Below are 26,611 nucleotides of genomic sequence, written 5' to 3'. Positions count from 1 at the left end.
AGTTGTTAGTTGGTGCTTTTTGCAACAAGAAAAAGCAGCCAATTTTGTTCACGGTAAAGTCGGTTGCACCGCCACTTTTACCTGAGCAATCAACCATAGGAATGGGCAAAATTCTTCTCCAAGCAACACCATTAGATGCGCACCCAGAACCGCCACTTGCTATACAGGCATTGGTCTCTGACTCATATTGAGCATAGGTATAACTTCCGTCAGAATCGATCTCTCCCGTACTGGCATCAATCGTAATTTCATTGGTAGGTTCTGTGGTCACATAATCTGAAGGGTAATCAGATGCCGATAAGCCACCGCCATAATCACCAAAACGAGTATTTAAGCCATCGCCTGTCGGGCCAACCGTGCCGCCAGGTTTAGTTGTGATATCTTCACCAATTTTAACTGGCTGATCATAACTCCCCCCTAAACCTTCTTTGATTGTTTTACCACCGGAACCAAAGTCCAACAGGTGGTAATTACCATTGCCCATTTCAGATAAGCTATTATCTCCCACCTTCAAGGCATGAACCGTCCCTACCTCATAGCCAAATACATTGGTTATCTCTTCACCGGTCTCATCGTGAAAGCCGTCTTCTGGATCAATATCGTTATCCGAAGTGCCATCACCAATACACACACCAATGGGTACAACGTTATTAACTACATCTTGACCTGAACTGGGGCCAGCAACGGCACTTGCTGATACTGCCTTATCAAGACCAAACAGTTGAATGAAAAACTCATCCATCTCTAGTGCATCTACGCGAACTCGCACATAAACATCTTCATTTGCACCGAACGTCGCCGTGCCAGTAAAATCCTGTGGGTCATTCGAATAATCAATGCTTATAGAAGCGGTCGAGAAATCAATTTCTTGGTTCCCTGTTGAAGCAGCCATGGCATTGAGTGCCGTACCCACTTCTGCGTCTACAGCATCTTTATCTTTACTATTGTCTAATATGGTTGCGGCAGCCAACGCTGCAGAATCGACTGCATTTTGTAAGCGCGTTTTATTTACAACCATATGGTTTATGTCTATAGCTAGCGCTGAGACAGCTAAGAAAACTAACATGGCAGCAGTAATCATTATCACTACTAAGCCTTGTTGCTTTTTAGGGTTTTGTGATACTCGATACAACATATGAGTACCTCCAGATTTAGTTAAACTCTTCTAAGATCTGGCTACTACTTCCGGACAGATCATTTTCACCTCTGCCTACATATCTGTCGTAACCAGTCTGCATCCGCTCCCCTGTACCATCAGGTACTTCGAGTAAATTCTCTTGGGTCGCATTAGGGTTATACGTTTGCTCTGTTTTCACTAGTGCTACCGAGTGCCCTAAACGAGCATCGTTCGCACAGCCAACCAATAACATTGTGAGAAAGATCATCATTATTTTAGTCATATCTATCCCCTTATAAATCATGCCCAAATGAGCCTTCGCTACCACCATCGGTCGGTGATATATCCTGTGAAGCTTGAGATTGTTCTGAATCAGATTCAGACGGTTCAGCGATGTAAGCGCTTCGGCCTAACAAGTAATATTCCAAATCATTAGGATCAACAAAGGCATCAGTTGGTAACGTCACTTTCGTTCGGTCAATAGGTTTAGCGAGTCGAGGAGTAACAAGAATAACCAGTTCGGTTTCGCCAGATACATACTCTTGGCTATTGAAAAGCTGACCTAAAATCGGCACATCACCAAAGCCTGGCATCTTGTTGCTGATATCTCTCACATTCTCACTCAGTAAACCTGCAATACCGATAGTCTGGCCATCTGCTAACTCAAGAGTTGAAGATGCACTACGACGCGTAATAGGTGGAATGAAGTAAGTCGCGTTGGTAGTACCAGGATCAATCGTTAGCGAGCTACTATTCGCAATTTCACTCACATCAACAGCCAAGTTCAGGTTGATTTTTTTATCACTAAGAACCGTTGGGATGAATTTCAGCCCTACACCATATTCTTTATATTCAATGGTAATACCATCTTCGTCAGGCACCGGAATTGGAAATTCTCCCCCCGCTAAAAACTCAGCCTTTGAACCGCTTAGTGCGGTTAAGTTCGGTTCAGCCAAGACTTTTGCCACACCATTTTGTTTTGCTACGTCCAATGCGAAAGTAAACAATGTATTACTATCAATGAAAGAACCTAAAATACCGTAATCAGTAGAGGTAGGAATATTGAAAATAGGGGTTGCACCTAACACACCGGCAGGGACTGAAGACGCCCCCCAAGAAAAGTCAGATCCACTGGTTTGGAAGAAATGGAAGTTCGCATCAAACTTTCTTACCAAGCTTCTTTGAACCTCAGCAACCGTCACCTCTAACATCACCTGCTGAGCCCCTCCGATCGACATCAAATTAATAACACCGGTTGCGGCAGCTTGTTCACTTCCACTTTCTTTTGATGCGTCAGCAGCCTGCCCTGACGAATAGGTTTCTGCGATTCGCATCGCCACATTCATTTGTTGTTGGTTACTGACCTGACCGCTCAATAATAGACGGTTCTGCGCACTGTGCACTTCGATAGTTTCATCAGGAAGGAACTCATATAATTTAGCTTTGAGGCTATTAAGATCATGAGTAACCTCAATGTTAATAGACTCAATCAACCGACCTCGAGAGTCCCAAGCCATTAGGTTTGTCGCACCTAATTTTTTACCAATTAAAAACACTTCATTTGATTTTAAAATTACAATATCTAAAACTTCAGGATCACCAAGAGAAACCTTCGCCGCTTTTCCCGACAGCACGACATGCGTAGATTTATGATGTGGAACCGTGACTGTTTTTCCCGTTTGTAACGCCGCTACACTGGCCGTCGAAATACAAATCAGGCTCAAAACACACGCAATTAATATTCTCATATTTCACCTCAATCCTTGACGCGCACATTAGATGTTTCTGTACCTTTGATAATGGTAACACTCGGTCTAGGCACATATCGACGAACCACTTTTTTCTCAACTTCATGTGGGTTTCTCAAAGTCAGCTGAATATCGCCTTTGCTTTTAGCCGTGAGAAGTTTCTCTGCCTCTTTCGGCGTCATCTCAAGTGTTACCGCTCGTACAATAATCGGACTGTTTTCTTTCGTTTTAGCCGTTTGGTCGACAGCCAAAACCTTAATGTCTTTTAATACTGTTTGAGTCGCTGCAGAGTTTTTTCCGTAAGAAACGGTATTGAGAATATCAACCTTATTCCCAGGTAATAAGAAACCCGCGACACCAATTACATCATCAACACGTATCGTTACCGCACGTTTATTTTCAGGGATAAGAGCAGCCAATGTTGACCCTTCCCCAGGTACAGTAAATCGTAACTTGTGAAGCACCTCTCCGGCATAGATAGTATTCGCAACAACCTTGCCAATCAGATCCGCTTTATCCGAATAGTTATTTTCATTAATCCAATCAACTTCCATCAATCTGGTGGTTAAAAACTGATCCTCGATAATAGTTCCGGCTTCAATTTCTTGTGATGCGACAACAACGGGGTGACGCTCGACCGTTTCAACTTCAACGGTTGGCTGAACTTGATCATCCATCCACTGCTTAGCAAAAAATACAGCCGCTAAGCCGAATACTACGGACAGTAAAAACAGTAGGAAAACTTGACTCTTATTCATGTGTTATTCCTCATGTCCATCAGAGGTAAAATAAACTTTCCATGCCATGGAAAGAATATCGAATGTGATAACAGGTGGGAGTTGCTCAAACGAAAGAATGTCTTTGCTTATACCAACGAGATCTTTCGGTAAACATGGGAAAAGTGGCACTTTTAGAAGCGTGTGCATTTGAGACAAACGCTCAAAAAACCCGTCTTGAAGCTCTACCTCTTTATCAGCAACGACACTCATCCATAAAGCTTCATAATCTCGCTGATTAAGTGGCTTGAATTCAATCTTGTAACCCAAACGACGTAAAAAGGCAGGATCGCTTATTTTCTTGGGGTTTAGATTGGTAGAAAAGGCAAGAGTTAATACAAATGGCATCGTTATCTGCTGACCATTAGGCAGCGACAAATAGTCGAAGGAATACTCCATCGGTACAATCCAACGATTAAGAAGCGCGTCCACCGGCATGGGCTGACGACCAAGGTCATCAATGATAAAGATCCCATTATTTGCCATCATTTGAACTGGTGCTAACCAGACTCGACTATTTTCTGAATGATTAACTTCAAGCATATCCATAGTAAGCTCTCCACCCACCTGAATATTTGGCCTTTCACAGTTAAGCCAACGCTTGTCGTACTGATCTTTGAGGGAAATGCTTTGATCGCTGCCGTTACTATCCAACGGTTTATGATGTTGTGCCGAGAACACCTTGATAATGTTACCTAATGCATAGACTGCATAAGGAATAAATACAGAGGTGTGCAAAGCATTCACAATACGGCTCGCAACAAAGGTTTTACCCGTACCCGCATGCCCATACAGCAACAAGGCTCGTCCAGAATTGATTGCAGGCCCCAATACAGAAATCATTTTGTCGACACCATATACATCATTCAGTGCTGCTTCGACATGTGGTCGAGTCACTAATTCAGCTCTTAGATCTTGCTGCTTTACCACATCACTGTATTGGTCAAGCGAAACTGGCGCGGGCCCTAAATAAGCGTCACGTTTAAAGGCAAGATCAGCTTCTTCAAATCCTTTCTCAGAAAGGGAGTAACGGACATGACTATGGGAGACTGATGAATGAGAAAGGTCTGAGGTAGGTTGAAACACCTCAATTAATGACTTCTTCCTCAAAACGGCTAGAGCACTTTCCACTATATGGGTAACAACACACAAATAGTTAGAAAGATCTAACACATCCGATTTGGGATAGGCTGAAAGGTGCTTCAACACAAGGTTTTCTATAACAACTTCAGGAACACCCAGCATATCAAGAGATGTTGGAACAGTAGGGGCTGATATTTGAGGTTTCAAAGTTGTTGGAGCAGTACGCCCGATAATATCCATATATTATTCCTCTCCATAAAGCTAACCAACAACAGGTTCAAGTAAAGTAGCTATACATCGCCAATCCCATAACAACAGAGGGTGCAAAAGGCATCGTCACCTTATTTGAATACCTAGCATGAAAACTCGCACTTTTATCTATTACAGGGGCGACTCCACCAAGCGCGATCAACTTGTTTTCAAAATAATCTTTAACAGTGAAATTACTCGAATTGGCAAAGTTATATAGCAGGTAGAAAGTCCCGATAACTCCAGCAGAAAGTAAGATATAGTACGACGCATCAAGTAATTGTCCCCACCCGAGATACATACCCACAATACCTAATAGCTTCACATCTCCCGCTGACATAGCTCTTACAAAATATAAAAGTAATCCAAAACAAAAAAATACCAAGAATCCAACTAAGGACATTAAAAAAACATCAAAGGTGTAATTGCGGTTAAACATCGACAAAAAATACACAAATAAAAATAGAATTAACATGTTATTTGGTATGCGATGCTTCTCAACATCGCATACCGAAACTGCAATTAATAACACCCAAAAAACAGAAGGTTCATTTAACATATATTAAATTCACACACTCAATAAATGGCCTAAAACGTACTCAATAATAATGTTCAGAATACTGCTAACTATGCTGGCTCTTTAATCTTACTGATAGTAGTATTCAGTTTATTTTCGAGTTGCGTACCCAAGCTGTCAAACAGAGTTGCAATACCTATTACCAACAATGCCGCACCGATTACGTATTCGACAACGGTCAACCCTTCTTCATCTTTCATGAATTCTTTACAATTATTCAAAAACTTATCCATGATAACCTCTCCTTGATTTGCGTATCAGGCTTTGTTTACCTGTAAACTAAATCTAGAGGTGAGAGATATATTAGGTTAGGATTTTCTTGCCATTTACTTGCACTTTTTTGTGGTACTTCTAATCTAATTATTATGCATCTTAATTTATCTATTTTTTAACTCACAATTTAATATGAAACAGAGTTGGTATTTATATGAAAGTAGTAACACCTTTATTATCAGATAAAGACAGTGAATTTAATGCTGTTATTATCAATAAAATAAACCACTACTTCCCCATTGAAAATTATAAGCAAGATATATCTATAATCAGTAACTTAGATGTCAGACTAGTATTTTTTATCTTGAATAGACCGGATAAACTTCAACTACTCACAATGGCATTATCTATTTGTGAAAACTTGAACAAGCGAATAGTCATTATTTGCTCGGACCAGTTACCTAATATCGTTCGAAATCATAAGAATATATTTTTCATTATCGAAACAAACAGTAATCATCTGACCAGTACATTCGAAGAACTTAAGCGTAAAACACAGCATATCTTCGAACCTCACTTCGATTTCGACAGAGACATAAATAACAACAATCAACTGCCTGCCAAATTGTTTACTTCTGAGGTTGTTAACTATGTTATGGATAACATAAACAAAGAAATCAGAGAAACGGAGATCGCCGAGAAGTGCCATTGTTCAACAACCTACTTTTCGAAAAAGTTTCATCTACACTTTGGGGTAAGCTTTAGAGACTTTGTTTGTGACAAAAGAGTTCTACTAGCTAAAAAGTTGATTGAGGCGGATACCGAGTCAAAAATTGCTGTAATTGCCTATCAATGTGGATACAAGGATGTGTCGTATTTTTCGAGAATTTTTAAGAAAAGGACAGGTGTAACCCCAGCAAGTTACAGACGTGCCTGCACAGATAACAGAAAACGCTAATTTTACTCCCTAAAAGAAAAAATCATGGTACATTTAACATGATTTTAACAAAAATAACCAAAAATAACTTAGCGAAAAACATGGAGTTAGACAATGATTCAGCCTAACGAGTTTAGCCAAGAACAAGCAACAGCTCTCCCTACACCCAATGACATGATTTTAAAATGGGCAGAAGAACGTCCAGATGAAGTCTATTTGAAACAGATTATTAACCGCCAATTTGTCGAATTTACTTATAAAGAAGTAGCCGACAAAGCACTGAAACTGGCATCAGCATTAGAAGGACTCGGCGCCCAACCTGGCGATCGAGTCGCTCTCGTATCGAAAAACTGTGCAGAATGGTTCATCTGCGATCTTGCCATGATGTTAGGAGATTTTGTCAGCGTCCCAATCTTTCCAACAGCGGGTGCAGATACCATTCAGTACTGTATTGAGCATAGTGAAAGTAAAATTGTGATTGCGGGTAAGCTTGACGATCCTAAAGCCACTCAAAAAGTACTTGATGACAATCCGAGCTTGGTGAGTATTTCACTGCCATACGACAGCGCAGCGAAGTGCCAACACACTTTCGAACAGCTCATTGAGACACATGAACCATCAACCAAACGCCCTCAGCATCACGACGATAAGCTGATGTCACTTGTTTATACATCGGGTACATCAGGGTTACCAAAAGGCGCAATGCTCACCTACGGCGCGTTTACTTGGTCTGTTCAAAGGTTGATTGACCATATTGGAATTCAACCTGGCGATCGCCTGTTCTCTTACCTACCACTTGCTCATATTACAGAACGCGTTTACATCTTTGGTTCTTCAGTTATGGGGGGCGTGGTTACGGCTTTCCCTGAATCTTTGGACACCTTTATTGATGATGTGAAGATGCAGCGTCCTACTCTGTTTATTTCTGTCCCTCGTTTATGGACCCTGTTCCAACAGCGCATCCAAGATAAGCTGCCGCAGAAAAAACTGAACATTCTGCTGAAGATCCCGTTTATCAACAACATCATTAAGAAGAAGCTTGCCGATGGCCTAGGCTTGGATCAAGCTCGTGTTCTTGGATGTGGTTCTGCACCTGTATCACCCGCTCTACTCGCATGGTATGAGAGTGTTGGTCTGCACATCACCGAGGCATGGGGCATGACAGAGTCTTTCGCCTACAGCACGCTCAACTACCCATTCAGAGCTGACAAGATTGGTACAGTTGGTAATGCAGGTCCAGGGATTGAACTCAAAATAGCTGAAGATGAAGAGATTCTAGTTCGAGGCAAAGGCTTATTCTCTGGTTACTACAAGAATGATATTGCAACTCAAGAGTCTTTTAACTCGGATGGTTGGCTTCATACCGGTGATATCGGTGATATCGATAGTGAAGGTTACCTAACGATTCGCGGACGTAAAAAAGATACCTTTAAAACAGCTAAAGGTAAGTTTGTTGCCCCTGTACCAATCGAAAACAAACTGTTTGAGTACAGCCGCGTAGAAATGATGTGTTTGATAGGCCTTGGTCTACCAGGCCCAATCCTACTTGTGGTACCGCATGACTTCCCTAATTTCGATCGAGCTCGCTATGAGAAAACGACAAAGCGCGTTATCGAGAAAATGAACGAGCAGCTTGGTTCACACGAGAAGATCAAAGGTGTATTGATGATTAAGGAACCATGGAGCATTGAGAATGGCGTGTTAACCCCGACTCTCAAAATCAAGCGACATATCCTTGAGCAGAAATACCATGAAGTTGGTCATAACTGGCCGAAAGATAAATTGGTGGTTTGGGAAGAATAATTAAAATAGAGAGGGAGCCATTATGGCTCCTTTTTTGGCAGCAAAGTACGCTCAACCTTAGATTAGCCAGTCCCTCCCCTAACACTCCCACTCACTCCCAAAATGACTTCTTCAGTTCTTTCTCGACTTGTTCCGACGTAATCCCGACATCTCTCAGTAAATAATCGGGTAGCTCAGACAGCTGCTTTCTAGTTCTACGATTTTGAAAGTACAGGCCTAATTTAGAATAGAATTTCTTAATTGATAATGATGAAAAAAATGAATGGTTGGTGTTTGCTGTTGCTGTGATCGTATTCATAGCCTTTCTCCTGTTGATCTTTTGTTTTGTTATGGTCAATAATTAATCAACAGAGCAACATCGACAAACGATAGATACTGGCATTCAGTTAAGGAAAACTAATGTGAGAGAACGAGCCCCACCATTCCAAGGGATCTACTATTTTTACACGGCGGCTGAAACTGGCAGTTTTAAGCTCGCCGCACAAAAGCTATTTGTCACGGCAGCTGCCGTCAGCCAACAAATTCGCCAACTTGAAGAGTGGTTAGGTGCAGACTTGTTTATTCGTCAGCACCGAAAAATAGTACTCACTCATGAAGGTGAAGTACTGTACCAGCAAGTGAAGAAAGGCTTTGCTCATATTCAAGATGGAGTAAGACGAATAAACCAAGACCCCAACCCCACTCAGTTATCGATTTCGACCGTACCCTCTTTTGCACAACATTGGTTAGTGCCTAGAATTGGCGACTTCCGCGACCGTCACCCAGATTTATCTATGTTAATAGAACCTACCAACAAACTGGTTACCTTTGAAGACTCAGCTGTCGATGTCTGTGTTCGATATGGTCATGGTAACTACCCAAATATTGAATCACGTTGGTTAATGGACGAAGTTGTTTACCCTGTCTGTCATCCTATCTATCAAGAAAAATATGGAATCTATGACATCAGCGATCTGCATAAAGCAGAGTTAATTGAAGACCGTTGGCCTGATATGGATTGGAATCTATGGTTAGACGTTGCTGGGGCGAAGGCAGGACGTTCATCATTGCAATTTGACGGCTCACATTTTGTTTTAGAGGGTGCATTATCCGTTCAGGGCGTTGCCTTGGTTAAGCACAGCTTGGTGTATCGCTATTTGCAGGAAAAGAAACTCGTCCGAATCGGTAATATCGCGCTGAAGCCTAAATACAATTATTTTTTGTGCGCGCCTCCAGGTTACTTCCATCGAGAGAAGATAAAACGTTTCGAAGAATGGATGCAGAATCAGGTTAAATTATTTGGTAATACAGGTAGAGAAGAGCTTTCGATTATCCACACCGACTACGAACTCAAATGGTCGGATAATTCATAAGGCGAAACTGGTATACTTAGCTCAAATAAATGGCGAGAACATCTCATGACACAAGACAATAATCCACTTCACGGTATCACTCTACAGAAGCTACTGACTGAATTAGTTGAACATTACGGTTGGGAAGAGTTGAGTTACATGGTGAACATCAACTGCTTTAAAAAAGACCCGAGCATTAAATCGAGCTTAAAATTTTTGCGTAAAACAGATTGGGCTCGTACCAAGGTAGAGCAGATTTACATCGACTTAAAGCGTTAATCTCTCCCTACTTTATCTGTCCCGTGTTGATTAAATACGGGACAACCCCTGTGTCTACTTTTTAGGGGCCATATCAATATCACATCTCGCATCTCGCATCTCGCATCTCGCATCTCGCAGTATGTTACAAGCAATAAAAAGCCCCGCAAGCTTTCACTTGCGGGGCTTTTTTAGCTAATTGAGAAAAGGGCTAATTACTTACCAGCTTCTTTTTCTGCTTTAACTTTTGCAATCACTTCGTCAGCAACGTTAGTTGGACATGGTGCGTATTGTGCGAATTCCATAGAGAATTGGCCACGACCAGAAGTGATAGTACGTAGGTGACCGATGTAGCCGAACATCTCAGAAAGAGGTACGTCAGCTTTAATACGAACACCAGTAACGCCAGCTTGTTGATCTTTGATCATGCCACGACGACGGTTAAGGTCACCGATAACATCACCAACGTGATCGTCTGGAGTGAACACGTCAACGTTCATGATTGGCTCAAGAAGTTGCGCGCCAGCTTTAGGCATAGATTGACGGAATGCGCCTTTCGCTGCGATTTCAAATGCGATAGCAGATGAATCGACTGCGTGGAAACCACCATCGAAAAGTTCAACTTCAACGTCTAGAGTTGGGAAGCCAGCTAGTACGCCGTTTTCCATCATAGATGCGAAGCCTTTCTCAACTGCAGGCCAGAATTCTTTAGGAACGTTACCGCCCACAACTACAGAGTTGAACTTGAAGCCAGAACCTGCTTCGCCTGGTTTGATACGGTAATCGATCTTACCGAATTGACCAGAACCACCAGATTGCTTCTTGTGCGTGTAGCTATCTTCAATTGCTTGAGTGATAGTTTCACGGTAAGCAACTTGAGGAGCACCTACAGTTAGGTCAACGCCGTATGTACGCTTAAGGATATCTACCTTGATGTCTAGGTGAAGTTCACCCATACCTTTCAGGATAGTTTCGCCAGTCTCTTCGTCAGTCTCAACTTGGAAAGATGGATCTTCTGCAACCATTTTACCGATAGCGATACCCATTTTCTCAGAACCGCCTTTATCTTTTGGAGATACAGCGATTGAGATTACTGGAGTTGGGAATACCATTGGCTCAAGCGTTACTTGGTGCTTAGGATCACATAGAGTGTGACCAGTTTGCACGTTCTTCATACCAACGATCGCAATGATGTCACCAGCTTGTGCGCTAGTTAGTTCGTTACGGTCATCAGCTTGCATCTCAACCATACGGCCAACACGTTCAGTCTTGCCAGTGAATGAGTTAAGAATCGTGTCACCTTTGTTCAGTTTACCAGAGTAAATACGAACGAAAGTTAGAGCACCGAAGCGGTCATCCATGATTTTGAATGCAAGCGCTTTGAAAGTCTCATCTGTAGAAACGATAGCGTGTTCGCCAGTTTCTTCACCGTTCTCATCCATTAGAGGCTGAGGGTCAACTTCAGTTGGTGCTGGTAGGTAATCTACTACAGCATCAAGGATAAGTTGCATACCTTTGTTCTTGAACGCAGAACCACAGAACGTTGGGAAGAATGCGATATCACGAGTACCTTTACGGATACAACGCTTAACGTCTTCAATAGAAGGCTCTTCACCTTCCATGTAAGCTTCCATTAGGTCATCGTCTTGCTCTACAGCAGTTTCGATTAGCTCTTCACGGTATTGCTCAACGTCATCAACCATGTCCGCTGGAACATCTTTGATTTCGTAGTTTTCAGGAAGACCAGTGTCATCCCAAACGTATGCTTTACGGCTTAGTAGGTCTACAACACCAACGAACTCGTCTTCACGGCCGATTGGTAGAACCATTACTAGAGGAGTTGCACCTAGAACGTTTTTAACTTGGTCAACAACGTTGTAGAAGTCTGCACCCATACGGTCTAGTTTGTTAACGAAGATCAGACGAGATACTTCTGATTCGTTAGCGTAGCGCCAGTTAGTTTCTGATTGAGGTTCAACACCACCAGAACCACAGAATACACCGATACCGCCATCAAGAACTTTAAGAGAACGGTATACTTCAACTGTGAAGTCAACGTGTCCAGGAGTATCGATAACGTTTAGACGGTGATCGTTCCAAAAACAGCTTACAGCTGCTGATTGGATAGTAATACCGCGCTCAGCTTCCTGTTCCATGAAGTCAGTCGTTGATTCGCCATCATGTACTTCACCAGTCTTGTGGATTTGACCAGTTAGCTTAAGGATACGCTCAGTGGTAGTTGTTTTACCCGCATCAACGTGCGCGAAAATACCAATGTTTCTGTATTTCGATAAATCTGCCATTGTCTTACTCTGTTAATAGGATATAAAATGCGCGCAGAGTATATCACAATCTGTGAAGACTGATAGCTTTGCATGCATTTGGGACTAAAAAACTTTGCCTTTTTCTAACATATAGAAAAAGGCACTCAGTAGTAACAATCTAAATGATTGTTAATTATAGTGCTAACCTAAAGCCTAATCGGCGTTAAGGTTAGGCTGAATTGCTGCTGTATAGAGTAGCTGAAGTGAGTTCAATTACAACTCATCAAAAGCATTAATTGCTTCCGATAATTTTTTCACACCGTGGATCTGCATTCCTGGAATGCCACCTTTAGGCATGTTAGCCACCGGTACAATCGCTTTCTTAAAGCCGTGTTTAAATGCTTCATTTAAACGCTCTTGTCCGCTCGGTACAGGTCGAATCTCACCCGCTAGGCCTACTTCTCCAAATACCACCACATCTTTTGGTAATGCGCGGTCTCTGAAACTAGAAAGTAGAGCCATCACCAACGCAAGATCAGCACTGGTTTCGGTTACTTTAACACCACCGACGACATTCACAAACACATCTTGGTCAGCCATTTGTAAGCCGCCGTGTTTATGCAGCACCGCTAATAACAAAGAAAGCCTGTTTTGCTCTAGGCCGACAGCGACGCGACGTGGGTTAGCCAGCTGTGAATAATCCACCAGCGCTTGGATTTCGACAAGAAGTGGACGCGTCCCTTCCCACACCACCATGACAGAACTGCCCGAGGTTTCTTCTTCACCACGAGACAAGAAGATAGCGGATGGGTTGCTGACTTCTTTTAGCCCTTGGCCTGTCATCGCAAACACACCCAGTTCATTCACTGCACCAAAACGGTTTTTGTGGCTGCGTAGCGTTCTAAAACGGCTATCGGTTCCGCCATCTAATAAAACAGAACAGTCAATAATGTGCTCAAGTACTTTTGGCCCTGCTAAGGTGCCGTCTTTAGTTACGTGACCAACTAAGAACACAGCAACGTTATTCTGTTTTGCGTAGCGCGTTAATGCGGTTGCCGATTCACGAACCTGTGCAACACTGCCCGGAGAAGATTGAACATCCGCAACGTGCATAACTTGGATGGAGTCGATAACCATGATCTTAGGTTGTTCTTTTTCTGCAACCTGACAAATCTTATCCACGTTCGTTTCTGAGAGCATCTTTAGGTGCTCTTTTGGCAATCCAAGTCGAGACGCACGCATCGCGACTTGTTGCAGAGATTCTTCCCCGGTTACATAGAGAGTCGGTAATTGAGAAGAAAGCTGACACATGGTTTGTAATAGCAGCGTTGATTTACCGGCACCCGGGTTACCACCAATCAGGATCGCAGCACCCGGTACGACACCACCACCAAGTACGCGGTCTAGCTCTTTAAAGCCACTGCTAAAACGTGGGACTTCTTGCAGATCGATTTCTGACAGCGTTTGAACCGAAGATTCAGTTGCACCGCCCGCATAACCACTCAATCGTTCATTACGTGCGACCTGAGGTGAAGCGGCTAACCTAACTTCTGTAATCGTGTTCCAAGCACCACATGCATTGCACTGCCCCTGCCAACGTGGAAAATCGGCACCACAGTCATTACACACATAAGCTCGCTTTGCCTTCGCCATAAAACCTCAATAATTTACTCAATTACACAATGATGTTGTCAATTTGTGACTTATTTGACCGTACGGATGAAAATAAAAGTTGCAGTCATACCACTTATACTTAAAGATCGATTTAAACTAGTCGATAACATAAACGCACCGTCCATTCTAACAAGAAAAGTATGCAGCAATCTGAAATTCTATCTGTAGCAGAACGTTTAATCCCGGCTTACCACGCCGAAGATTTCGAATTCCTTCTTTCTCAAATGACAGAAGGGGAATCGCCGTCTCTGAAGCTGCTCGTTAAAATGGAACTGAATCGTATCATGGCTCCGTGTACAAAGAGCATTGATTTACGCGGGCGTATTGATAATGAGTGTCGTCAGTTCACTCTCGACGGCCGTAAGCACTGGCTCGATGATATCGCTTTAAACGCATATCAACGTGGTACGAAAAAGTTTAAAGGTTACACAGAAGGCGCATGGGAGTTAGTAATGACTCCGCGAACTCAGCCTCTGAGCGTTGTTAAAACATCTTCTCAAGGTAACCACGACATTACTAGCGCCAATAGCCCGTACGAAGCGGAAGCTATTAACCTAGGTTACGACTTAAAACGCCAAGAGAACAGACTCAAGATTAGCTCGCAGGTCGAGATCACCACATCGAAAGGGCAAAGCCTACATGGTGTAACGGTTGATATCTCCCCGTCGGGTGCAAAGTTCAAAGTACCGAGCGCCTTTCGATACAACCTCGGCGAGATCATCAGCGTTAAGTTCTCAGAGCTTATCGAAAAGTCCCAAGAAAACGATGTTAACCAAGCGGTTGAATTTCGTGTTTTGGGTATCGACGAATCTTATGAGAACAACGCGGTCAAATTTCTAAGAACCATCAAGGTAAGCGACAACAATATTGTGGCTCGCTTACTCGATGAGTCTTTAAATAGCACCAGTAAGAAGACCAGCCATGAGAATCAAGATAGGATTATTCGAACTCGTACTCGAGGAATCGAACATACCTATCTAAAGCATACTTGTAACCTACCCCTGTTTTTCAGCGGCAGCGAACTAAAGCTTGCCCTACTGACGGATAACAACCATCCATTATGGCAATATTGGCACGACGAACGAAATCAACAAGCGCTGGGTACCCTGTTCAACGAGCAACGTATGAACCTGTTGGCGAAACCAGGAGTGAAGGGAACCAGTAACGTTATCTACTCTTTTACCCATGAACACCAAAACAAGACCTTGTTCTATTCAATGATGCTGCCTGAAGCCTCTCGTGAACAAAGACAGCTGTTCTGGCACATCGGTGGCAAACGTAAAAGTTGGAAGGCGTTCAAGTTCTCGGTTTTCGAACTTTCAGACACTGAGCGACAAGCATTAGCTAAACACTCGGATACGCTGGCTCAAAGCTCAGCTCAACTGACGCATTGCGGAATCTTGCAAGAGATTGGCGATCACGAAAGTGCGGCGGACTATCTTCTGAGTGAAAAGCCACGCATTCCAAGCAGTGAATTGAACCGCTTCCGTCACCCGCGTACTGTCGTCGGCAATATTCAAAGCATCTACTTTGACTCTCAGACTCGTCGTAAAGAGCCGAGATACCAATTTAAGTCACCGTTGCAACTTACATCACAAGATGGCACAGCGGCGAACGGACACACCTTAGATATTTCGAAGCGTGGACTGAGCATTAGCCTTGAACACCCAATGGTACTCAAGATTAATGATCCGGTATTAGTGAACTTCAATGAACTGCAGCTCTATGACAAGAACCTGCCACTGAGCACAGTGCCTTACCACGTAATTCGAGTGAGTCCGAATGGTCGCAACGTGCAGTTGGTTATTGCCGAGAACGCCAAGACAATGCGTACCATCGCTTTCCTTAATGGGCTTATCGATCAAAACCAAAGTAAGCTGATTAAGAAGCAAGAGATACTGCCAACACATTCGCTACTCGAATCACTGCACAACATTTTGTTGAGCAAGATGGTCAGTAACCCAATATTCATTGATAAGCCAAGTTCAACGCTGCGCTGTAAGATCATTGGTGTGAATTTCCCACTGAATAAGCATCTAACGTTACTTGCTAAACTTGGTCACAACCAAAAGTTCTCACTCGAGCCAATCTTCAAGGGTCACACCAACTCACTGTTGGCTGAGCCACTAAAAAGAATTGAAGGTGCGGAGCCTAAGCATCATGACGTGTACATTGCTGCAGTGAAGTTTGGCGACAAAATCCAGTCGGTACACACCAAGTTGGTCAAAGACTTCGCCTCAGCAAAGGAACGCATCTTATTCATCAAGAAAGCGCAGCACTTAGGTGATGTGTATGTATTGCGAGTCACCACGGCACCTATCTTTAATCCGCTAACGAGTTTATTCCAGTCGGATTTAGAAGAGCTTTCACGCATCAGTATGCATCAAGCTAAGAAGCTAGAGAATGAGGTGACGGCGTTTATCGGTTATGGCGAGATAGAGGACATTACCGATGAAGTGCTGATTCGATTGGAGCTAACACGCTAGCCTCGAGTGGCGTATTAACTTAAGCATGAAAATTGAAAAAGCAGGCTGATAGCCTGCTTTTTTTGTGTCTGAGCCACTATTGCTAAATAAGATACATAGCCAATAGCACTTAGGTAGAGCCCCTAAGGTTTCGCTTGCCAGCTGATCTTCTGTTGCTTAGCCAATACACCCGACAAGATACACAGCACACCGCCTAAACCTGCGTAACGAACAGCGGTTTGAGCTTGTTGCTCTACTTTCGGTTTCGCGTGATAGGCAATACCTAAACCTGCAGAACCCATCATAACCAAGTCATTAGCACCATCACCAACGGCAACGGTATTGTGCAGTTCCAATTCGTATTCTTCAGCTAACTCTACCAAGATATCCGCTTTGGTCTGCGCCGAAACAACATCGCCTAAGACTTCACCCGTCAACTTACCGTTGACGATCTCAAGCGTGTTTGATTGAGCATGGTCTAGATCAAGGGTATCTTTCAGGTAGTCAGAGAAGTAAGTAAAACCGCCTGATGCAATCGCCGTTTTCCAGCCAAGCTTATTTAGAGTATTCACCAGCCCGACCAAGTCTGGCATGAATGGCAATGACTGACGCACTTGCTCTAATATCGATTCATCCGCACCTTTCAGTGCTCCTACTCGCTGGCGTAGGCTCTGTTCAAAGTCGAGCTCGCCTTGCATTGCTCGTTCTGTGATTTCAGAGACTAACTCTCCCACTCCAGCTAGCTTGGCAATCTCATCGATGCATTCAATTTGAATCGCTGTGGAATCCATATCCATCACGATCAAACCTGGCTTAGATAAGTCTGGGACCTCGCTAAGGCAAGCATAATCAAGCTTTAGCGCTTGGAGGATTTCTTCGTGTGCTGGCGTTAGATTGCCTGACATCAAAGCCACTTCATAATGCCCAACCTTCCACGTATCGAGGATGGTGTTGTAAGTGCCAGTGAAAAAGTCGATGTCATCGAAAGATTGTGGAGATAGGTACTCACCAAACACAATCCAATTGGCCTTGGATTTAGCGAGTTGAGAAGCGAAACGAGTCTCGGGGAGTCGAGTTAATAATGTCGTATGCCTTTTTATCGGCAGATATTTCTGAGCGTCCATGTGTATGATTCCTAATTAACTATGCTAAACGTTAACCTATTGCAATTTGAAAACGCAAGTCTCAATATGTCTTAATCATAACATTTGTTTATTTCAGGCTTCGTGAAACATGAATGAATCATTGTTCTCAATACGTAACGCTTTACGAATGCTAGCCCTCATTTTGTTGGCTACCATGTTCGTTGTAACGATTAAAAATACGGTCGTGATCAGTAAAGGTAACGAGAAGATCCAAGCAAAACAGTTGGAAACTCTTACCAAGCTGCTTATCTCTCAGGCATCACTTTCAGCCAGCAAGATGATCACGCAACAAGACCAAGAGCGATTGCTTGATCTGACTAACCAGCTATCTCAAGACCGACTGGTGTTCGATACCACCATCTATGATGCAGAGGGTATTCGATTGGCTTCGAGCGAAAAAGCCCTCTCGGTACGTGAGGTTCTTGGCTTAGATACGCCACTTTCAACAGCAAGTATCGGTAGACAACAATTAGTTGAACCTATTTATTCACCAGAGAAGACGATCATCGGCTTTATTCGAGTGACCTTCGAAACGGGTAAGATGACTGCAATTTCTGATCACCATTATCGCAAAAGTGATCGCTACATGATCGGTATGGTGTTGATGGGGTTTGTGAGTGGCGTGTTGTTCATCATGCTGATTCGCAGAAGACCGACTAAGTCTGGTGAGAACTTACTGTTGAAGAATGTAAGCTCATAACGACTAAGCTCCAAAGATCCAATAAAAAGCCCCGACGCTCAGGCAGCAACGGGGCTTTTTGTTATCTGTTAACTTATCAAGCTAAGACAAATCAAGATTATTCTTGGTCACCAAGCAACACTGAGTCCAGTGCGATAACCATCATGTCGTTGAAGGTCGTTTGACGCTCATCTGATGTCGTTTGCTCACCAGTCTTGATGTGGTCAGACACAGTACAAATCGTTAGAGCTTTTGCGCCGTATTCAGCACATACACCATAGATACCTGCCGCTTCCATCTCTACGCCAACAATGCCGTATTTGTCCATTACTTCGAACATCTCTGGATCTGGCGTGTAGAACAGCTCAGCCGAGAACAGGTTACCGACTTTTACGCCGACACCGAGAGCTTTGGCTGCATCTTCTGCCGCGCGCACCATTTTGTAATCCGCAATCGCCGCAAAGTCATGATCTTTAAAGCGAATACGGTTCACTTTAGAGTCAGTACATGCGCCCATGCCGATCACCACATCACGCACTTTGATATCTTCGCTCACTGCACCACAACTACCTACACGAATGATCTTCTTCACACCAAAGTCTTTGATCAGCTCAGTCGCGTAAATAGAACAAGATGGAATGCCCATACCGTGTCCCATTACCGAAACCTTACGACCTTTGTAAGTACCGGTGTAACCAAACATGTTGCGAACGTCGCACACTTGAACCACTTCTTCTAAGAAGGTTTCAGCGATGTATTTAGCACGTAGCGGGTCACCTGGCATTAGAACTACGTCAGCGAAATCACCCATTTCAGCATTAATATGTGGAGTAGCCATTGAAAATATCCTTAATCTCAAAACAAAAAAGAAGAGAGAGGTTTCCCTCTCTCTTCGTTAACTATTATAGAAAGCTTGTACCGTGTCCCATTGGCGATGTACCAAAGTATGACGCTAAGCTTTGACCGATATCAGCAAATGTATCGCGACGGCCTAAAGAACCGGCTGGAACCTTCTGACCGTAAACAATCACAGGGATGTGCTCACGAGTATGGTCTGTACCTGGCCATGTCGGATCACAACCGTGGTCTGCAGTTAGGATAAGCACATCGTCTTCTTTCATCATATCGATGATTTCATCGATGCGACCATCGAAGTACTCAAGTGCCGCTGCGTAACCAGCAACATCACGGCGGTGGCCGTAAGCTGAGTCGAAATCAACGAAGTTAGTGAACACGATAGTGTTGTCGCCTGCTTCATTGATCGCTTCTTTGGTTGCTTCAAATAGCGCAGGAATACCTGTTGCTTTGGTTTTCTGAGTGATGCCACAACCCGCGTAGATATCAGAGATCTTGCCGATTGAGTGAACGTTACCGCCCTTCTCATCAACCAACTTCTGAAGAATGGTGGCTGCAGGTGGCTCAACAGAAAGATCACGACGGTTACCAGTACGTTCGAATTGACCTTTACCTGGGCCAATGAACGGACGAGCGATAACACGACCAATGTTGTAGTCTTCTAGCTCTTCACGAGCAATCTGACAAAGGTCTAATAGGTTTTGCAGGCCGAATGTCTCTTCGTGACAAGCGATCTGGAAAACAGAGTCTGCAGAAGTATAGAAGATTGGCAGACCAGTCTTCATGTGCTCTTCACCTAGGTTATCTAGGATTTCCGTACCAGATGAGTGGCAGTTACCCAAGAAACCAGACAGGCCTGCACGCTCAAGGATGCGGTCAGTCAGTTCTTTTGGGAAGCTGTTCTCTTTGTCGGTGAAGTAGCCCCAGTCAAACAGTACAGGAACACCTGCGATTTCCCAGTGACCTGATGGCGTGTCTTTACCAGAAGACAGCTCAGCAGCGTGACCGTAAGCGCCAATGATCTCAGCGTCTGCATCCATACCAGGAGCAAAACGACCCGTAGACTCTTTGTGAGCCATCGCTAGACCTAGCTTAGACAGGTTTGGCAGTGCCAGTGAACCTTTACGATCTGCATTGTCTGCAAGACCTTGGTCACAATGATCTGCGATGTGGCCCATAGTGTCAGAACCTACATCACCAAATTTGTCTGCATCCGCTGTTTCACCGATACCGAATGAATCTAAAACTAAAATAAATGCTCTTTTCATTTTCTTCACCAACTTATTGCTCTTTGCACCAGAACTCTGTTTATCGGTATACGCGAGGTATACCGATACCTGTTATTTACACGTCTTCAGAACGAATCTGACGGTAAACGTCTGGCGTTGCTGTATATTCTCCGCCCACAGTGATTGCATTTTGTAATGCTGTTGCAGCTTCTTGCCACTGTTGTTCGTTGCGAGCATGAATCATTGCTAATGGCTTATCTTCACTTGCTACTTCACCTAGGCGAATGAAGTGATCAAAACCGACTGCGTAATCAATGCTGTCAGTTGCTACACGACGACCGCCGCCCATACCAACCACAGCCATACCAATTGCACGAGTATCCATTGCTGATACCACACCGCTTTCTAACGCGTACACTGGCTTAATAATGTCTGCTTTTTCTAGGTAGTTATCGTAGTTCATTACGAAATCAACTGGACCACCAAGGCCCGCTACCATTTTACCGAAGCACTCTGCTGCCTTACCGTTATCCAGTACTGCCATCAGTTTTTCGCGCGCTTCGTCTGAGTCTTTAGCTAGGTTACCGAGCACCAGCATTTCAGCACACGATGCTAGAGTGATCTCTAACAAGCGAGGGTTACGGTATTCACCCGTTAGGAACTGAACCGCTTCACGAACTTCTACTGCGTTACCCGCTGAAGAAGCCAGCACTTGGTTCATGTCCGTTAGGATTGCTGTTGTTTTAGTACCCGCACCGTTTGCTACTGCAACGATAGATTTCGCTAGCTCTTCAGATGCTTCGTAAGTCGGCATGAATGCGCCTGAACCTACTTTTACATCCATCACTAGAGAATCAAGGCCCGCAGCCAGTTTCTTAGATAGGATTGAAGCCGTGATCAGCGAGATGTTATCGACTGTTGCTGTGATATCACGAGTTGCGTAAACACGCTTATCAGCAGGTGCTAGATCGCCTGTTTGACCGATGATCGCTACACCAGCATCTTTCGTTACTGCACCGAACACATCATTGGTTGGTGTAATGTTGTAGCCAGGGATAGATTCAAGCTTGTCTAGCGTACCGCCAGTGTGGCCTAAACCACGACCAGAGATCATTGGAACGAAACCGCCACATGCTGCCACCATAGGGCCAAGCATCAGAGAAGTTACGTCACCAACACCACCAGTAGAGTGTTTATCAACGATTGGGCCATCAAAGTTCATGTGGCTCCAGTCAATCACCATGCCTGAGTCACGCATTGCACACGTTAGTGCGATACGCTCTGGCATTGTCATTTCATTAAAGAAGATAGCCATTGCGAATGCTGCAATTTGGCCTTCAGAAACCGTGTTCTTAGCTACGCCTTGAATGAAGAAGTTAATCTCTTCAGCTGTTAGGACTTCACCGTCACGTTTTCTGCGAATAATTTCTTGAGGTAGATACATTAGTGCCTCCCAAACTCTAGTGAGTATGGTTTGTAGGGAAAGAGGTAATGTGGAGTGACTTAACGCCACTCCATCAAACAGACTAAATCTTGTTACACCCGATTGGGATATTAGTATGCTGCTGGATCAGCAGTCTGGTCTGTCACTTCTAATGTATTAAGAAGGTTAGTTAGTAGGCTTGAAGCACCAAAACGGTAGTGCATGTTGTCTGCCCACTCAGCGCCTAATAGCTCATCAGCCATTGCTAGGTATAGTGCTGCATCTTCAGCAGTACGTACGCCACCAGCTGGTTTGAAACCAACTGTTTTAGCAACGCCCATGTCACGAATAACTTCAAGCATCATGCGCGCGTACTCTGGAGTCGCGTTTACTGGCACTTTACCTGTTGAAGTTTTGATGAAGTCTGCACCTGCTTCGATACAGATTTGAGAAGCTTTCTTGATCAGTGCTTCTTCTTTCAGTTCACCTGTTTCGATGATCACTTTAAGCGTGATGTCACCACAAGCTGCTTTACACTGTTTAACTAGCTCAAAGCCAACTTCTTCGTTGCCAGCAATAAGAGCACGGTATGGGAATACTACGTCAACTTCGTCTGCGCCGTACGCTACCGCTGCTTTTGTTTCTGCAACAGCAATTTCGATGTCGTCATTACCATGAGGGAAGTTAGTTACAGTCGCAATGCGTACTTCTGGAGTACCTTGCTCACGCAACGCTTTCTTAGCTGCTGGGATAAAGCGAGGGTAAATACAGATTGCAGCGGTGTTGCCTACTGCAGTCTTCGCGTCATGACAAAGCGCCACTACTTTTTCAGTAGTATCGTCGTCATTTAGCGTAGTTAGGTCCATAAGTTTAAGTGCACGTAGAGCTGCTGCTTTTAAATCGCTCATTTCTATCTCCGATCAATATATTCAAATAGTTAACTACTTCGCCCTCCATCCAGTATAGATGGATATTTTAGTAATGCTCAGTAGCCACAAATGAACGGACTTGGTTCCCTGAAGACTTGATAACTTTCGCTACCAATTGCAATCCTTGTCACCGCACAGTACCAGTTTGGTCTATGGCACAACAAATCAGTCATGTTGTGTCTAACATCTATAGCGTATCGCTAATTTTGGCTTAATCCCAGAAGAATAACGTTCGAGTTGATTTCGAGGTTACTTTCTTGCCAACAGAGACATCCTATCCCTTTAGCTTATACATTATAGGTATCCATCAATAAATTGTAGTGCTCCTTAGAACGCAAACGGTTTGTATCTCAAAAAAACATTCTAGACCCTACATCGAATCTAAGCATAAGCGCGTGCATATACTAAAAACGGCAGGCCTAAAAACAAAAAAGCCCCGCAGCAATTTCTTGCTACGGGGCGATATTATTATGGCGTCTATATATCGATTTCTAACTAATTAGAAAGACAGGAAGAAGCCAGCAATTGTTGCTGCCATCAGGTTAGATAGAGTACCAGCAATTACCGCTTTAACACCCATACGTGCGATGTCGTGGCGACGGCTTGGTGCAATACCACCTAGACCACCTAGAAGAATCGCAATTGAAGAAAGGTTTGCGAAACCACATAGTGCGAATGCGATGATAGCTTGAGTCTTCTCAGACATCACTTGACCAGTTGCTGCAACAACTTGAGCGTTTTCACCAACGTATGGTACGAAGTTTAGGTATGCAACGAATTCGTTAACAACTGTCTTCTGACCAATGAAAGAACCAGCGATAGTTGCTTCTTCCCATGGAACACCAATGATGAATGCTAGCGGTGCGAAGATCCAACCTAGAAGAAGTTCTAGAGTTAGGTTTTCCATACCGAACCAACCACCGATGCCACCTAGGATACCGTTGATTAGAGCAATTAGACCGATGAATGCTAGTAGCATTGCACCAACGTTAAGTGCTAGTTGTAGACCAACTGATGCGCCACCTGCTGCTGCGTCGATAACGTTAGCTGGTTTGTCATCGCCACCGTCCATTTCGTCAGCGATGTTGTCGTCTGGCGTATCTGTTTCAGGCTTGATGATTTTAGCGAATAGTAGACCACCTGGTGCTGCCATGAATGATGCTGCTACAAGGTACTCTAGAGGTACACCCATAGATGCGTAACCCGCTAGTACACCACCAGCTACAGAAGCCAAACCACCACACATTACTGCGAATAGTTCAGAGTTAGTCATTTTAGGAACAAATGGACGAACAACTAGAGGTGCCTCAGTTTGACCAACGAAGATGTTTGCTGCTGCAGACATAGACTCGGCGCGAGAAGTACCTAGAGCTTTCTGAAGACCACCACCAAGAACTTTGATTACAATTTGCATAACACCAATGTAGTAAAGTACAGAGATAAGTGCAGAGAAGAAAATCAGAGTTGGTAGTACTTGGAAAGCAAAGATGAAACCGATACCGTCAACTGAGAAGTTAACTAGGCTGCCGAATAGGAAACCAGTACCGTCTTTACCGTAGTCGATCACGTTTGCTACACCAGCAGAGAAACCTGCAAGTAGATCACGACCCCAAGGGATGTAAAGTACGAATGCACCAAGTGCGAATTGGATAGCGAAAGCGCCACCCACTGTTCTTAGATTAATAGCTTTGCGGTTGTCAGATAGTAGTACTGCGATTGCGATCAGTGCAACCATTCCGACTAGGCTCATAAACAGGCTCATAGTTTATGACTTCCTTATTAGTTATTTATTGGCGTGTTACAAAATGGGGCTATAAAGCGGAGGCAATTATACTCATGCGACCACTAATAAAGTAATGCCGTCCTCACACTTTCGTAGAAGATTCATGTACCATTCACACGCAAATGTGACCCAAATCACAAGCTCAGTGCAATTTACGCAAACGATAAACAAAAACCTTCGATTTTATTCACATATACCGAATGCGCGATGGCTATTTTGCCAAATTTGCGCTGCAATCGATTGCTTTGGCTCTTTTCTAAGCAAAAAAAGTTCATTTAAGATCGTAACTAAATATTTGGAATGATTAACATTTCCTTGTTTTCCATACATGGGCATGTCCGGAGCATCCGTTTCCAATACCAGACATTCAAGGGGCAATTTTGCGATGGTTGTGCGTGTTTTTTGCGCTCTTGGGTAAGTTATCGTTCCACCGACGCCAATATAGAAACCGAGCTTGATCCACGCCAAAGCTTGCTGTTCACTCCCAGAAAAACCGTGAATCACACCACCTAAGGTGAACTTATGCTGCTTTATTAGCTCGATAAGTCGGTTGTAAGACTTCCTCTCATGGATGATTAAAGGCAGGTCAAACTCCTTGGCAAGTTCCATTTGCTGGATGAAAAAGCGCTCTTGTTTCTCCTGTTCCACATCCACAAAAAAGTCCAACCCACACTCACCAATGGCCACACACTGACGTGTTTTTGATGCGAGTAGTTGGTGAAGTTCTTCAAATTGCATCTCATCCGCTTGCTCTAAAAAGTAAGGATGAAAGCCTAATGCGTAGTAAACATTAGGGTGAGATTGCGCAATTTTCTCAAGCTTATGCCAGTTATTTTGACCGATAGAAGGGATGAGTAACTTCTCAACTTGAGCCTGTTTTGCCTCTTTGATATATCCCTCAATGCTCAGCTCATGGGTAAAACCTTGCTCAAACGCCTCAAAGTCTGCGTGGCAATGTGTATCAAATAGCGGAAAATCACTTGTTTGCTGTGTCATCTTTCCCACTCTCAGCTTGCTGCCCTTGAGGATCTCGACGATAAGGAACACAACTGCGCTTGTTTTCAGGCGTTAGCCCAAGCTCTTCACACCACTTATCGTATTTCCTAATCCAAGCTTTTATCCAACCGAACATATTTACCTCGCGCCTTCTATCAATACTTATGAAAAGCCAACACATAAAGTAGAGAACTCAAACTACACATACAAATCATTTAAAAGCCTAATGATTAGCCAAAATATCATAAAAGCATAAATCCAATTTATACATTAACACTAGCTGGCTATATTGTTGAAAACCTCACCACCGAGAATAATAAACGCACTTGCCAAGGAGGCATTGATAGCAAGACGCTCCATTCAATAACGAGATCCTACTTTATGAAAGCATCACTCTTAGCCATATCAATTTCTAGCGTATTAGCAGCACCTGCTTTTGCTTCTGCACCTCAAGTTGACGTAGAGCTAGCAAACCAACAAACACTTCAACTTATTGACGGGCAGATGAACGCTATCGATGCTTCTGTTCAGTATAAGTTAAACGAACAATACGCGAATGCAACTCCGGGCACGACAGCCACAATCGATGACGTCACTTACGAAAAACAATCTAACGGTACTTGGGCTGCAGTTGGTGCCGCTTCTGCTGCATTGGTTGCAGGGCTTTTGAGCACGTCGTCTAGTTCCAATAGCGACAATGATGTGGATTATCTCCCACAACACCCAGACGTTGATGTTGACGCTACACCACGTTGGTCTCCTGAATTCGGTGAAGACCGTCCCGAGATGGAAGAGCGTGACCTTACAATTAAGATCATTAACGGTGAAATCCACGTTATCGACGAAAACACCAGTGAGTGGGTAGGTACTGTACAACGCAAGGATGGTGAGATCATTTTCCGTGGCAACGGCGACTTTGAAAAAACTCTAGTAAAAGTTGAAGGTGACCTAGAAGCTAACGGCAGTGCAGCCATCGTTAAAGGTAATGGCGAATGGTTAGCAACTGTTGAGCGTGTGGATAGTGGTTTTGAGATAACTAGTGGCAAGGGAACTATTGTAATTGATAGCCCACGACCT

Annotated in this window: 24 protein-coding genes and 1 pseudogene; 7 read left to right on the top strand and 18 right to left on the bottom strand. The window is 43.7% G+C overall.

Features of this window, described 5'->3' with window-relative positions; genetic code table 11:
• The 7 genes from AB4512_RS04205 to AB4512_RS04175 form a co-directional block, all read right to left on the bottom strand.
• A partial coding sequence (locus AB4512_RS04205) for a pilus assembly protein TadG-related protein (RefSeq protein ID WP_372174497.1) occupies window positions 1-1,135 on the bottom strand: 1,135 nt, incomplete at its 3' end.
• A 16-nt stretch (window positions 1,136-1,151) separates the two neighbouring features.
• Window positions 1,152-1,421, bottom strand: a complete 270-nt coding sequence (locus tag AB4512_RS04200) for a hypothetical protein (protein WP_372074617.1) — start codon at window positions 1,419-1,421, stop codon at window positions 1,152-1,154.
• Window positions 1,411-2,865 carry a type II and III secretion system protein family protein gene (locus tag AB4512_RS04195; RefSeq protein ID WP_048605622.1) on the bottom strand — a complete coding sequence of 485 codons (1,455 nt, stop codon included), beginning with the start codon at window positions 2,863-2,865 and terminating at the stop codon, window positions 1,411-1,413. The genes AB4512_RS04200 and AB4512_RS04195 overlap by 11 nt, the downstream gene beginning before the upstream one ends.
• 8 nt (window positions 2,866-2,873) lie before the next feature.
• Window positions 2,874-3,623 carry a Flp pilus assembly protein CpaB gene (gene cpaB / locus AB4512_RS04190; protein ID WP_372074615.1) on the bottom strand — a complete coding sequence of 250 codons (750 nt, stop codon included), beginning with the start codon at window positions 3,621-3,623 and terminating at the stop codon, window positions 2,874-2,876.
• A gap of 3 nt (window positions 3,624-3,626) precedes the next feature.
• On the bottom strand, window positions 3,627-4,964 hold the full coding sequence (locus tag AB4512_RS04185; RefSeq protein WP_372174495.1) for an AAA family ATPase: 1,338 nt from the start codon (window positions 4,962-4,964) through the stop codon (window positions 3,627-3,629).
• Window positions 4,965-5,001: 37 nt separating this feature from the next.
• The gene (locus AB4512_RS04180) at window positions 5,002-5,532 is read right to left on the bottom strand and encodes a prepilin peptidase (protein WP_372074611.1); all 531 of its coding nucleotides are present in this window, start codon (window positions 5,530-5,532) and stop codon (window positions 5,002-5,004) included.
• A gap of 68 nt (window positions 5,533-5,600) precedes the next feature.
• On the bottom strand, window positions 5,601-5,783 hold the full coding sequence (locus AB4512_RS04175) for a Flp family type IVb pilin (RefSeq protein WP_372174493.1): 183 nt from the start codon (window positions 5,781-5,783) through the stop codon (window positions 5,601-5,603).
• Window positions 5,784-5,977: 194 nt separating this feature from the next.
• Between AB4512_RS04175 and AB4512_RS04170 the strand changes: the two genes are divergently transcribed.
• Complete coding sequence (locus AB4512_RS04170) at window positions 5,978-6,721, top strand: helix-turn-helix domain-containing protein (RefSeq protein ID WP_372074607.1); 744 nt, start codon at window positions 5,978-5,980, stop codon at window positions 6,719-6,721.
• A 93-nt stretch (window positions 6,722-6,814) separates the two neighbouring features.
• Window positions 6,815-8,503, top strand: coding sequence for an AMP-binding protein (locus AB4512_RS04165; protein WP_372174491.1), 1,689 nt, complete (start codon window positions 6,815-6,817; stop codon window positions 8,501-8,503).
• A gap of 91 nt (window positions 8,504-8,594) precedes the next feature.
• Here AB4512_RS04165 and AB4512_RS04160 read toward each other — a convergent pair whose 3' ends face one another.
• Window positions 8,595-8,801, bottom strand: coding sequence for a DUF1127 domain-containing protein (locus AB4512_RS04160; RefSeq protein ID WP_017060829.1), 207 nt, complete (start codon window positions 8,799-8,801; stop codon window positions 8,595-8,597).
• Between the two features lie 103 nt (window positions 8,802-8,904).
• Between AB4512_RS04160 and AB4512_RS04155 the strand changes: the two genes are divergently transcribed.
• Window positions 8,905-9,855: a LysR substrate-binding domain-containing protein gene (locus AB4512_RS04155; RefSeq protein WP_372174490.1), complete on the top strand. Its 951-nt coding sequence runs from the start codon at window positions 8,905-8,907 to the stop codon at window positions 9,853-9,855.
• A 45-nt stretch (window positions 9,856-9,900) separates the two neighbouring features.
• Window positions 9,901-10,113 carry a VF530 family DNA-binding protein gene (locus AB4512_RS04150; RefSeq protein WP_012604684.1) on the top strand — a complete coding sequence of 71 codons (213 nt, stop codon included), beginning with the start codon at window positions 9,901-9,903 and terminating at the stop codon, window positions 10,111-10,113.
• Between the two features lie 194 nt (window positions 10,114-10,307).
• Here AB4512_RS04150 and fusA read toward each other — a convergent pair whose 3' ends face one another.
• Window positions 10,308-12,395, bottom strand: coding sequence for an elongation factor G (fusA, locus tag AB4512_RS04145; protein ID WP_017058825.1), 2,088 nt, complete (start codon window positions 12,393-12,395; stop codon window positions 10,308-10,310).
• Window positions 12,396-12,629: 234 nt separating this feature from the next.
• Window positions 12,630-14,009: a DNA repair protein RadA gene (gene radA / locus AB4512_RS04140; protein WP_372174488.1), complete on the bottom strand. Its 1,380-nt coding sequence runs from the start codon at window positions 14,007-14,009 to the stop codon at window positions 12,630-12,632.
• Between the two features lie 161 nt (window positions 14,010-14,170).
• Here radA and AB4512_RS04135 point away from each other — a divergent pair, with 161 nt between their 5' ends.
• Window positions 14,171-16,516 carry a PilZ domain-containing protein gene (locus AB4512_RS04135; RefSeq protein WP_017058827.1) on the top strand — a complete coding sequence of 782 codons (2,346 nt, stop codon included), beginning with the start codon at window positions 14,171-14,173 and terminating at the stop codon, window positions 16,514-16,516.
• 122 nt (window positions 16,517-16,638) lie between these two features.
• Here AB4512_RS04135 and serB read toward each other — a convergent pair whose 3' ends face one another.
• Complete coding sequence (gene serB / locus AB4512_RS04130; RefSeq protein WP_017058828.1) at window positions 16,639-17,619, bottom strand: phosphoserine phosphatase; 981 nt, start codon at window positions 17,617-17,619, stop codon at window positions 16,639-16,641.
• A 109-nt stretch (window positions 17,620-17,728) separates the two neighbouring features.
• Here serB and AB4512_RS04125 point away from each other — a divergent pair, with 109 nt between their 5' ends.
• A complete protein-coding gene (locus AB4512_RS04125; protein ID WP_076655999.1) occupies window positions 17,729-18,340 on the top strand; it encodes a YtjB family periplasmic protein in 612 nt (203 codons plus the stop codon).
• A gap of 97 nt (window positions 18,341-18,437) precedes the next feature.
• Here AB4512_RS04125 and deoD read toward each other — a convergent pair whose 3' ends face one another.
• From deoD to AB4512_RS04090, 7 genes are all read right to left on the bottom strand, one after another.
• A complete protein-coding gene (gene deoD / locus AB4512_RS04120) occupies window positions 18,438-19,157 on the bottom strand; it encodes a purine-nucleoside phosphorylase (protein ID WP_017063285.1) in 720 nt (239 codons plus the stop codon).
• Window positions 19,158-19,221: 64 nt separating this feature from the next.
• Window positions 19,222-20,442, bottom strand: coding sequence for a phosphopentomutase (locus tag AB4512_RS04115; protein ID WP_372174486.1), 1,221 nt, complete (start codon window positions 20,440-20,442; stop codon window positions 19,222-19,224).
• Between the two features lie 76 nt (window positions 20,443-20,518).
• Window positions 20,519-21,847: a thymidine phosphorylase gene (gene deoA / locus AB4512_RS04110; protein ID WP_371721147.1), complete on the bottom strand. Its 1,329-nt coding sequence runs from the start codon at window positions 21,845-21,847 to the stop codon at window positions 20,519-20,521.
• Window positions 21,848-21,957: 110 nt separating this feature from the next.
• Window positions 21,958-22,734 (bottom strand): deoxyribose-phosphate aldolase, encoded by a 777-nt coding sequence (deoC, locus tag AB4512_RS04105; RefSeq protein WP_010436196.1) that lies wholly within the window; start codon window positions 22,732-22,734, stop codon window positions 21,958-21,960.
• A gap of 520 nt (window positions 22,735-23,254) precedes the next feature.
• Window positions 23,255-24,517 (bottom strand): NupC/NupG family nucleoside CNT transporter, encoded by a 1,263-nt coding sequence (locus AB4512_RS04100; RefSeq protein ID WP_017058833.1) that lies wholly within the window; start codon window positions 24,515-24,517, stop codon window positions 23,255-23,257.
• A 204-nt stretch (window positions 24,518-24,721) separates the two neighbouring features.
• Window positions 24,722-25,534, bottom strand: a complete 813-nt coding sequence (locus AB4512_RS04095) for a TatD family hydrolase (protein WP_372174484.1) — start codon at window positions 25,532-25,534, stop codon at window positions 24,722-24,724.
• Window positions 25,515-25,670 (bottom strand): DUF5363 family protein, encoded by a 156-nt coding sequence (locus AB4512_RS04090; protein ID WP_171732460.1) that lies wholly within the window; start codon window positions 25,668-25,670, stop codon window positions 25,515-25,517. Before AB4512_RS04090 ends, AB4512_RS04095 begins: the two co-directional genes overlap by 20 nt.
• A 245-nt stretch (window positions 25,671-25,915) precedes the next feature.
• On the opposite strand from AB4512_RS04090, the pseudogene AB4512_RS04085 reads away from it, so the two are divergent.
• A pseudogene (locus AB4512_RS04085) lies at window positions 25,916-26,611 on the top strand (hypothetical protein); the annotation flags it as partial.

The organism is Vibrio sp. 10N.222.52.B7 (assembly GCF_041474275.1).
GTDB lineage: Bacteria > Pseudomonadota > Gammaproteobacteria > Enterobacterales > Vibrionaceae > Vibrio > Vibrio crassostreae_C.
Note: the sequence above shows the minus strand (reverse complement) of the source record. Positions and strands in the feature narration are given on the sequence as shown.

What these genes read in the sequence shown, in the direction of transcription:
- AB4512_RS04200 (WP_372074617.1), bottom strand. Translation starts at nt 1,421, where the DNA reads ATGATTTATAAGGGGATAGATATGACTAAAATAATGATGATCTTTCTC.
- AB4512_RS04195 (WP_048605622.1), bottom strand. Translation starts at nt 2,865, where the DNA reads ATGAGAATATTAATTGCGTGTGTTTTGAGCCTGATTTGTATTTCGACG.
- cpaB (WP_372074615.1), bottom strand. Translation starts at nt 3,623, where the DNA reads ATGAATAAGAGTCAAGTTTTCCTACTGTTTTTACTGTCCGTAGTATTC.
- AB4512_RS04185 (WP_372174495.1), bottom strand. Translation starts at nt 4,964, where the DNA reads ATGGATATTATCGGGCGTACTGCTCCAACAACTTTGAAACCTCAAATA.
- AB4512_RS04180 (WP_372074611.1), bottom strand. Translation starts at nt 5,532, where the DNA reads ATGTTAAATGAACCTTCTGTTTTTTGGGTGTTATTAATTGCAGTTTCG.
- AB4512_RS04175 (WP_372174493.1), bottom strand. Translation starts at nt 5,783, where the DNA reads ATGGATAAGTTTTTGAATAATTGTAAAGAATTCATGAAAGATGAAGAA.
- AB4512_RS04170 (WP_372074607.1), top strand. Translation starts at nt 5,978, where the DNA reads ATGAAAGTAGTAACACCTTTATTATCAGATAAAGACAGTGAATTTAAT.
- AB4512_RS04165 (WP_372174491.1), top strand. Translation starts at nt 6,815, where the DNA reads ATGATTCAGCCTAACGAGTTTAGCCAAGAACAAGCAACAGCTCTCCCT.
- AB4512_RS04160 (WP_017060829.1), bottom strand. Translation starts at nt 8,801, where the DNA reads ATGAATACGATCACAGCAACAGCAAACACCAACCATTCATTTTTTTCA.
- AB4512_RS04150 (WP_012604684.1), top strand. Translation starts at nt 9,901, where the DNA reads ATGACACAAGACAATAATCCACTTCACGGTATCACTCTACAGAAGCTA.
- fusA (WP_017058825.1), bottom strand. Translation starts at nt 12,395, where the DNA reads ATGGCAGATTTATCGAAATACAGAAACATTGGTATTTTCGCGCACGTT.
- radA (WP_372174488.1), bottom strand. Translation starts at nt 14,009, where the DNA reads ATGGCGAAGGCAAAGCGAGCTTATGTGTGTAATGACTGTGGTGCCGAT.
- AB4512_RS04135 (WP_017058827.1), top strand. Translation starts at nt 14,171, where the DNA reads ATGCAGCAATCTGAAATTCTATCTGTAGCAGAACGTTTAATCCCGGCT.
- serB (WP_017058828.1), bottom strand. Translation starts at nt 17,619, where the DNA reads ATGGACGCTCAGAAATATCTGCCGATAAAAAGGCATACGACATTATTA.
- AB4512_RS04125 (WP_076655999.1), top strand. Translation starts at nt 17,729, where the DNA reads ATGAATGAATCATTGTTCTCAATACGTAACGCTTTACGAATGCTAGCC.
- deoD (WP_017063285.1), bottom strand. Translation starts at nt 19,157, where the DNA reads ATGGCTACTCCACATATTAATGCTGAAATGGGTGATTTCGCTGACGTA.
- AB4512_RS04115 (WP_372174486.1), bottom strand. Translation starts at nt 20,442, where the DNA reads ATGAAAAGAGCATTTATTTTAGTTTTAGATTCATTCGGTATCGGTGAA.
- deoA (WP_371721147.1), bottom strand. Translation starts at nt 21,847, where the DNA reads ATGTATCTACCTCAAGAAATTATTCGCAGAAAACGTGACGGTGAAGTC.
- deoC (WP_010436196.1), bottom strand. Translation starts at nt 22,734, where the DNA reads ATGAGCGATTTAAAAGCAGCAGCTCTACGTGCACTTAAACTTATGGAC.
- AB4512_RS04100 (WP_017058833.1), bottom strand. Translation starts at nt 24,517, where the DNA reads ATGAGCCTGTTTATGAGCCTAGTCGGAATGGTTGCACTGATCGCAATC.
- AB4512_RS04095 (WP_372174484.1), bottom strand. Translation starts at nt 25,534, where the DNA reads ATGACACAGCAAACAAGTGATTTTCCGCTATTTGATACACATTGCCAC.
- AB4512_RS04090 (WP_171732460.1), bottom strand. Translation starts at nt 25,670, where the DNA reads ATGTTCGGTTGGATAAAAGCTTGGATTAGGAAATACGATAAGTGGTGT.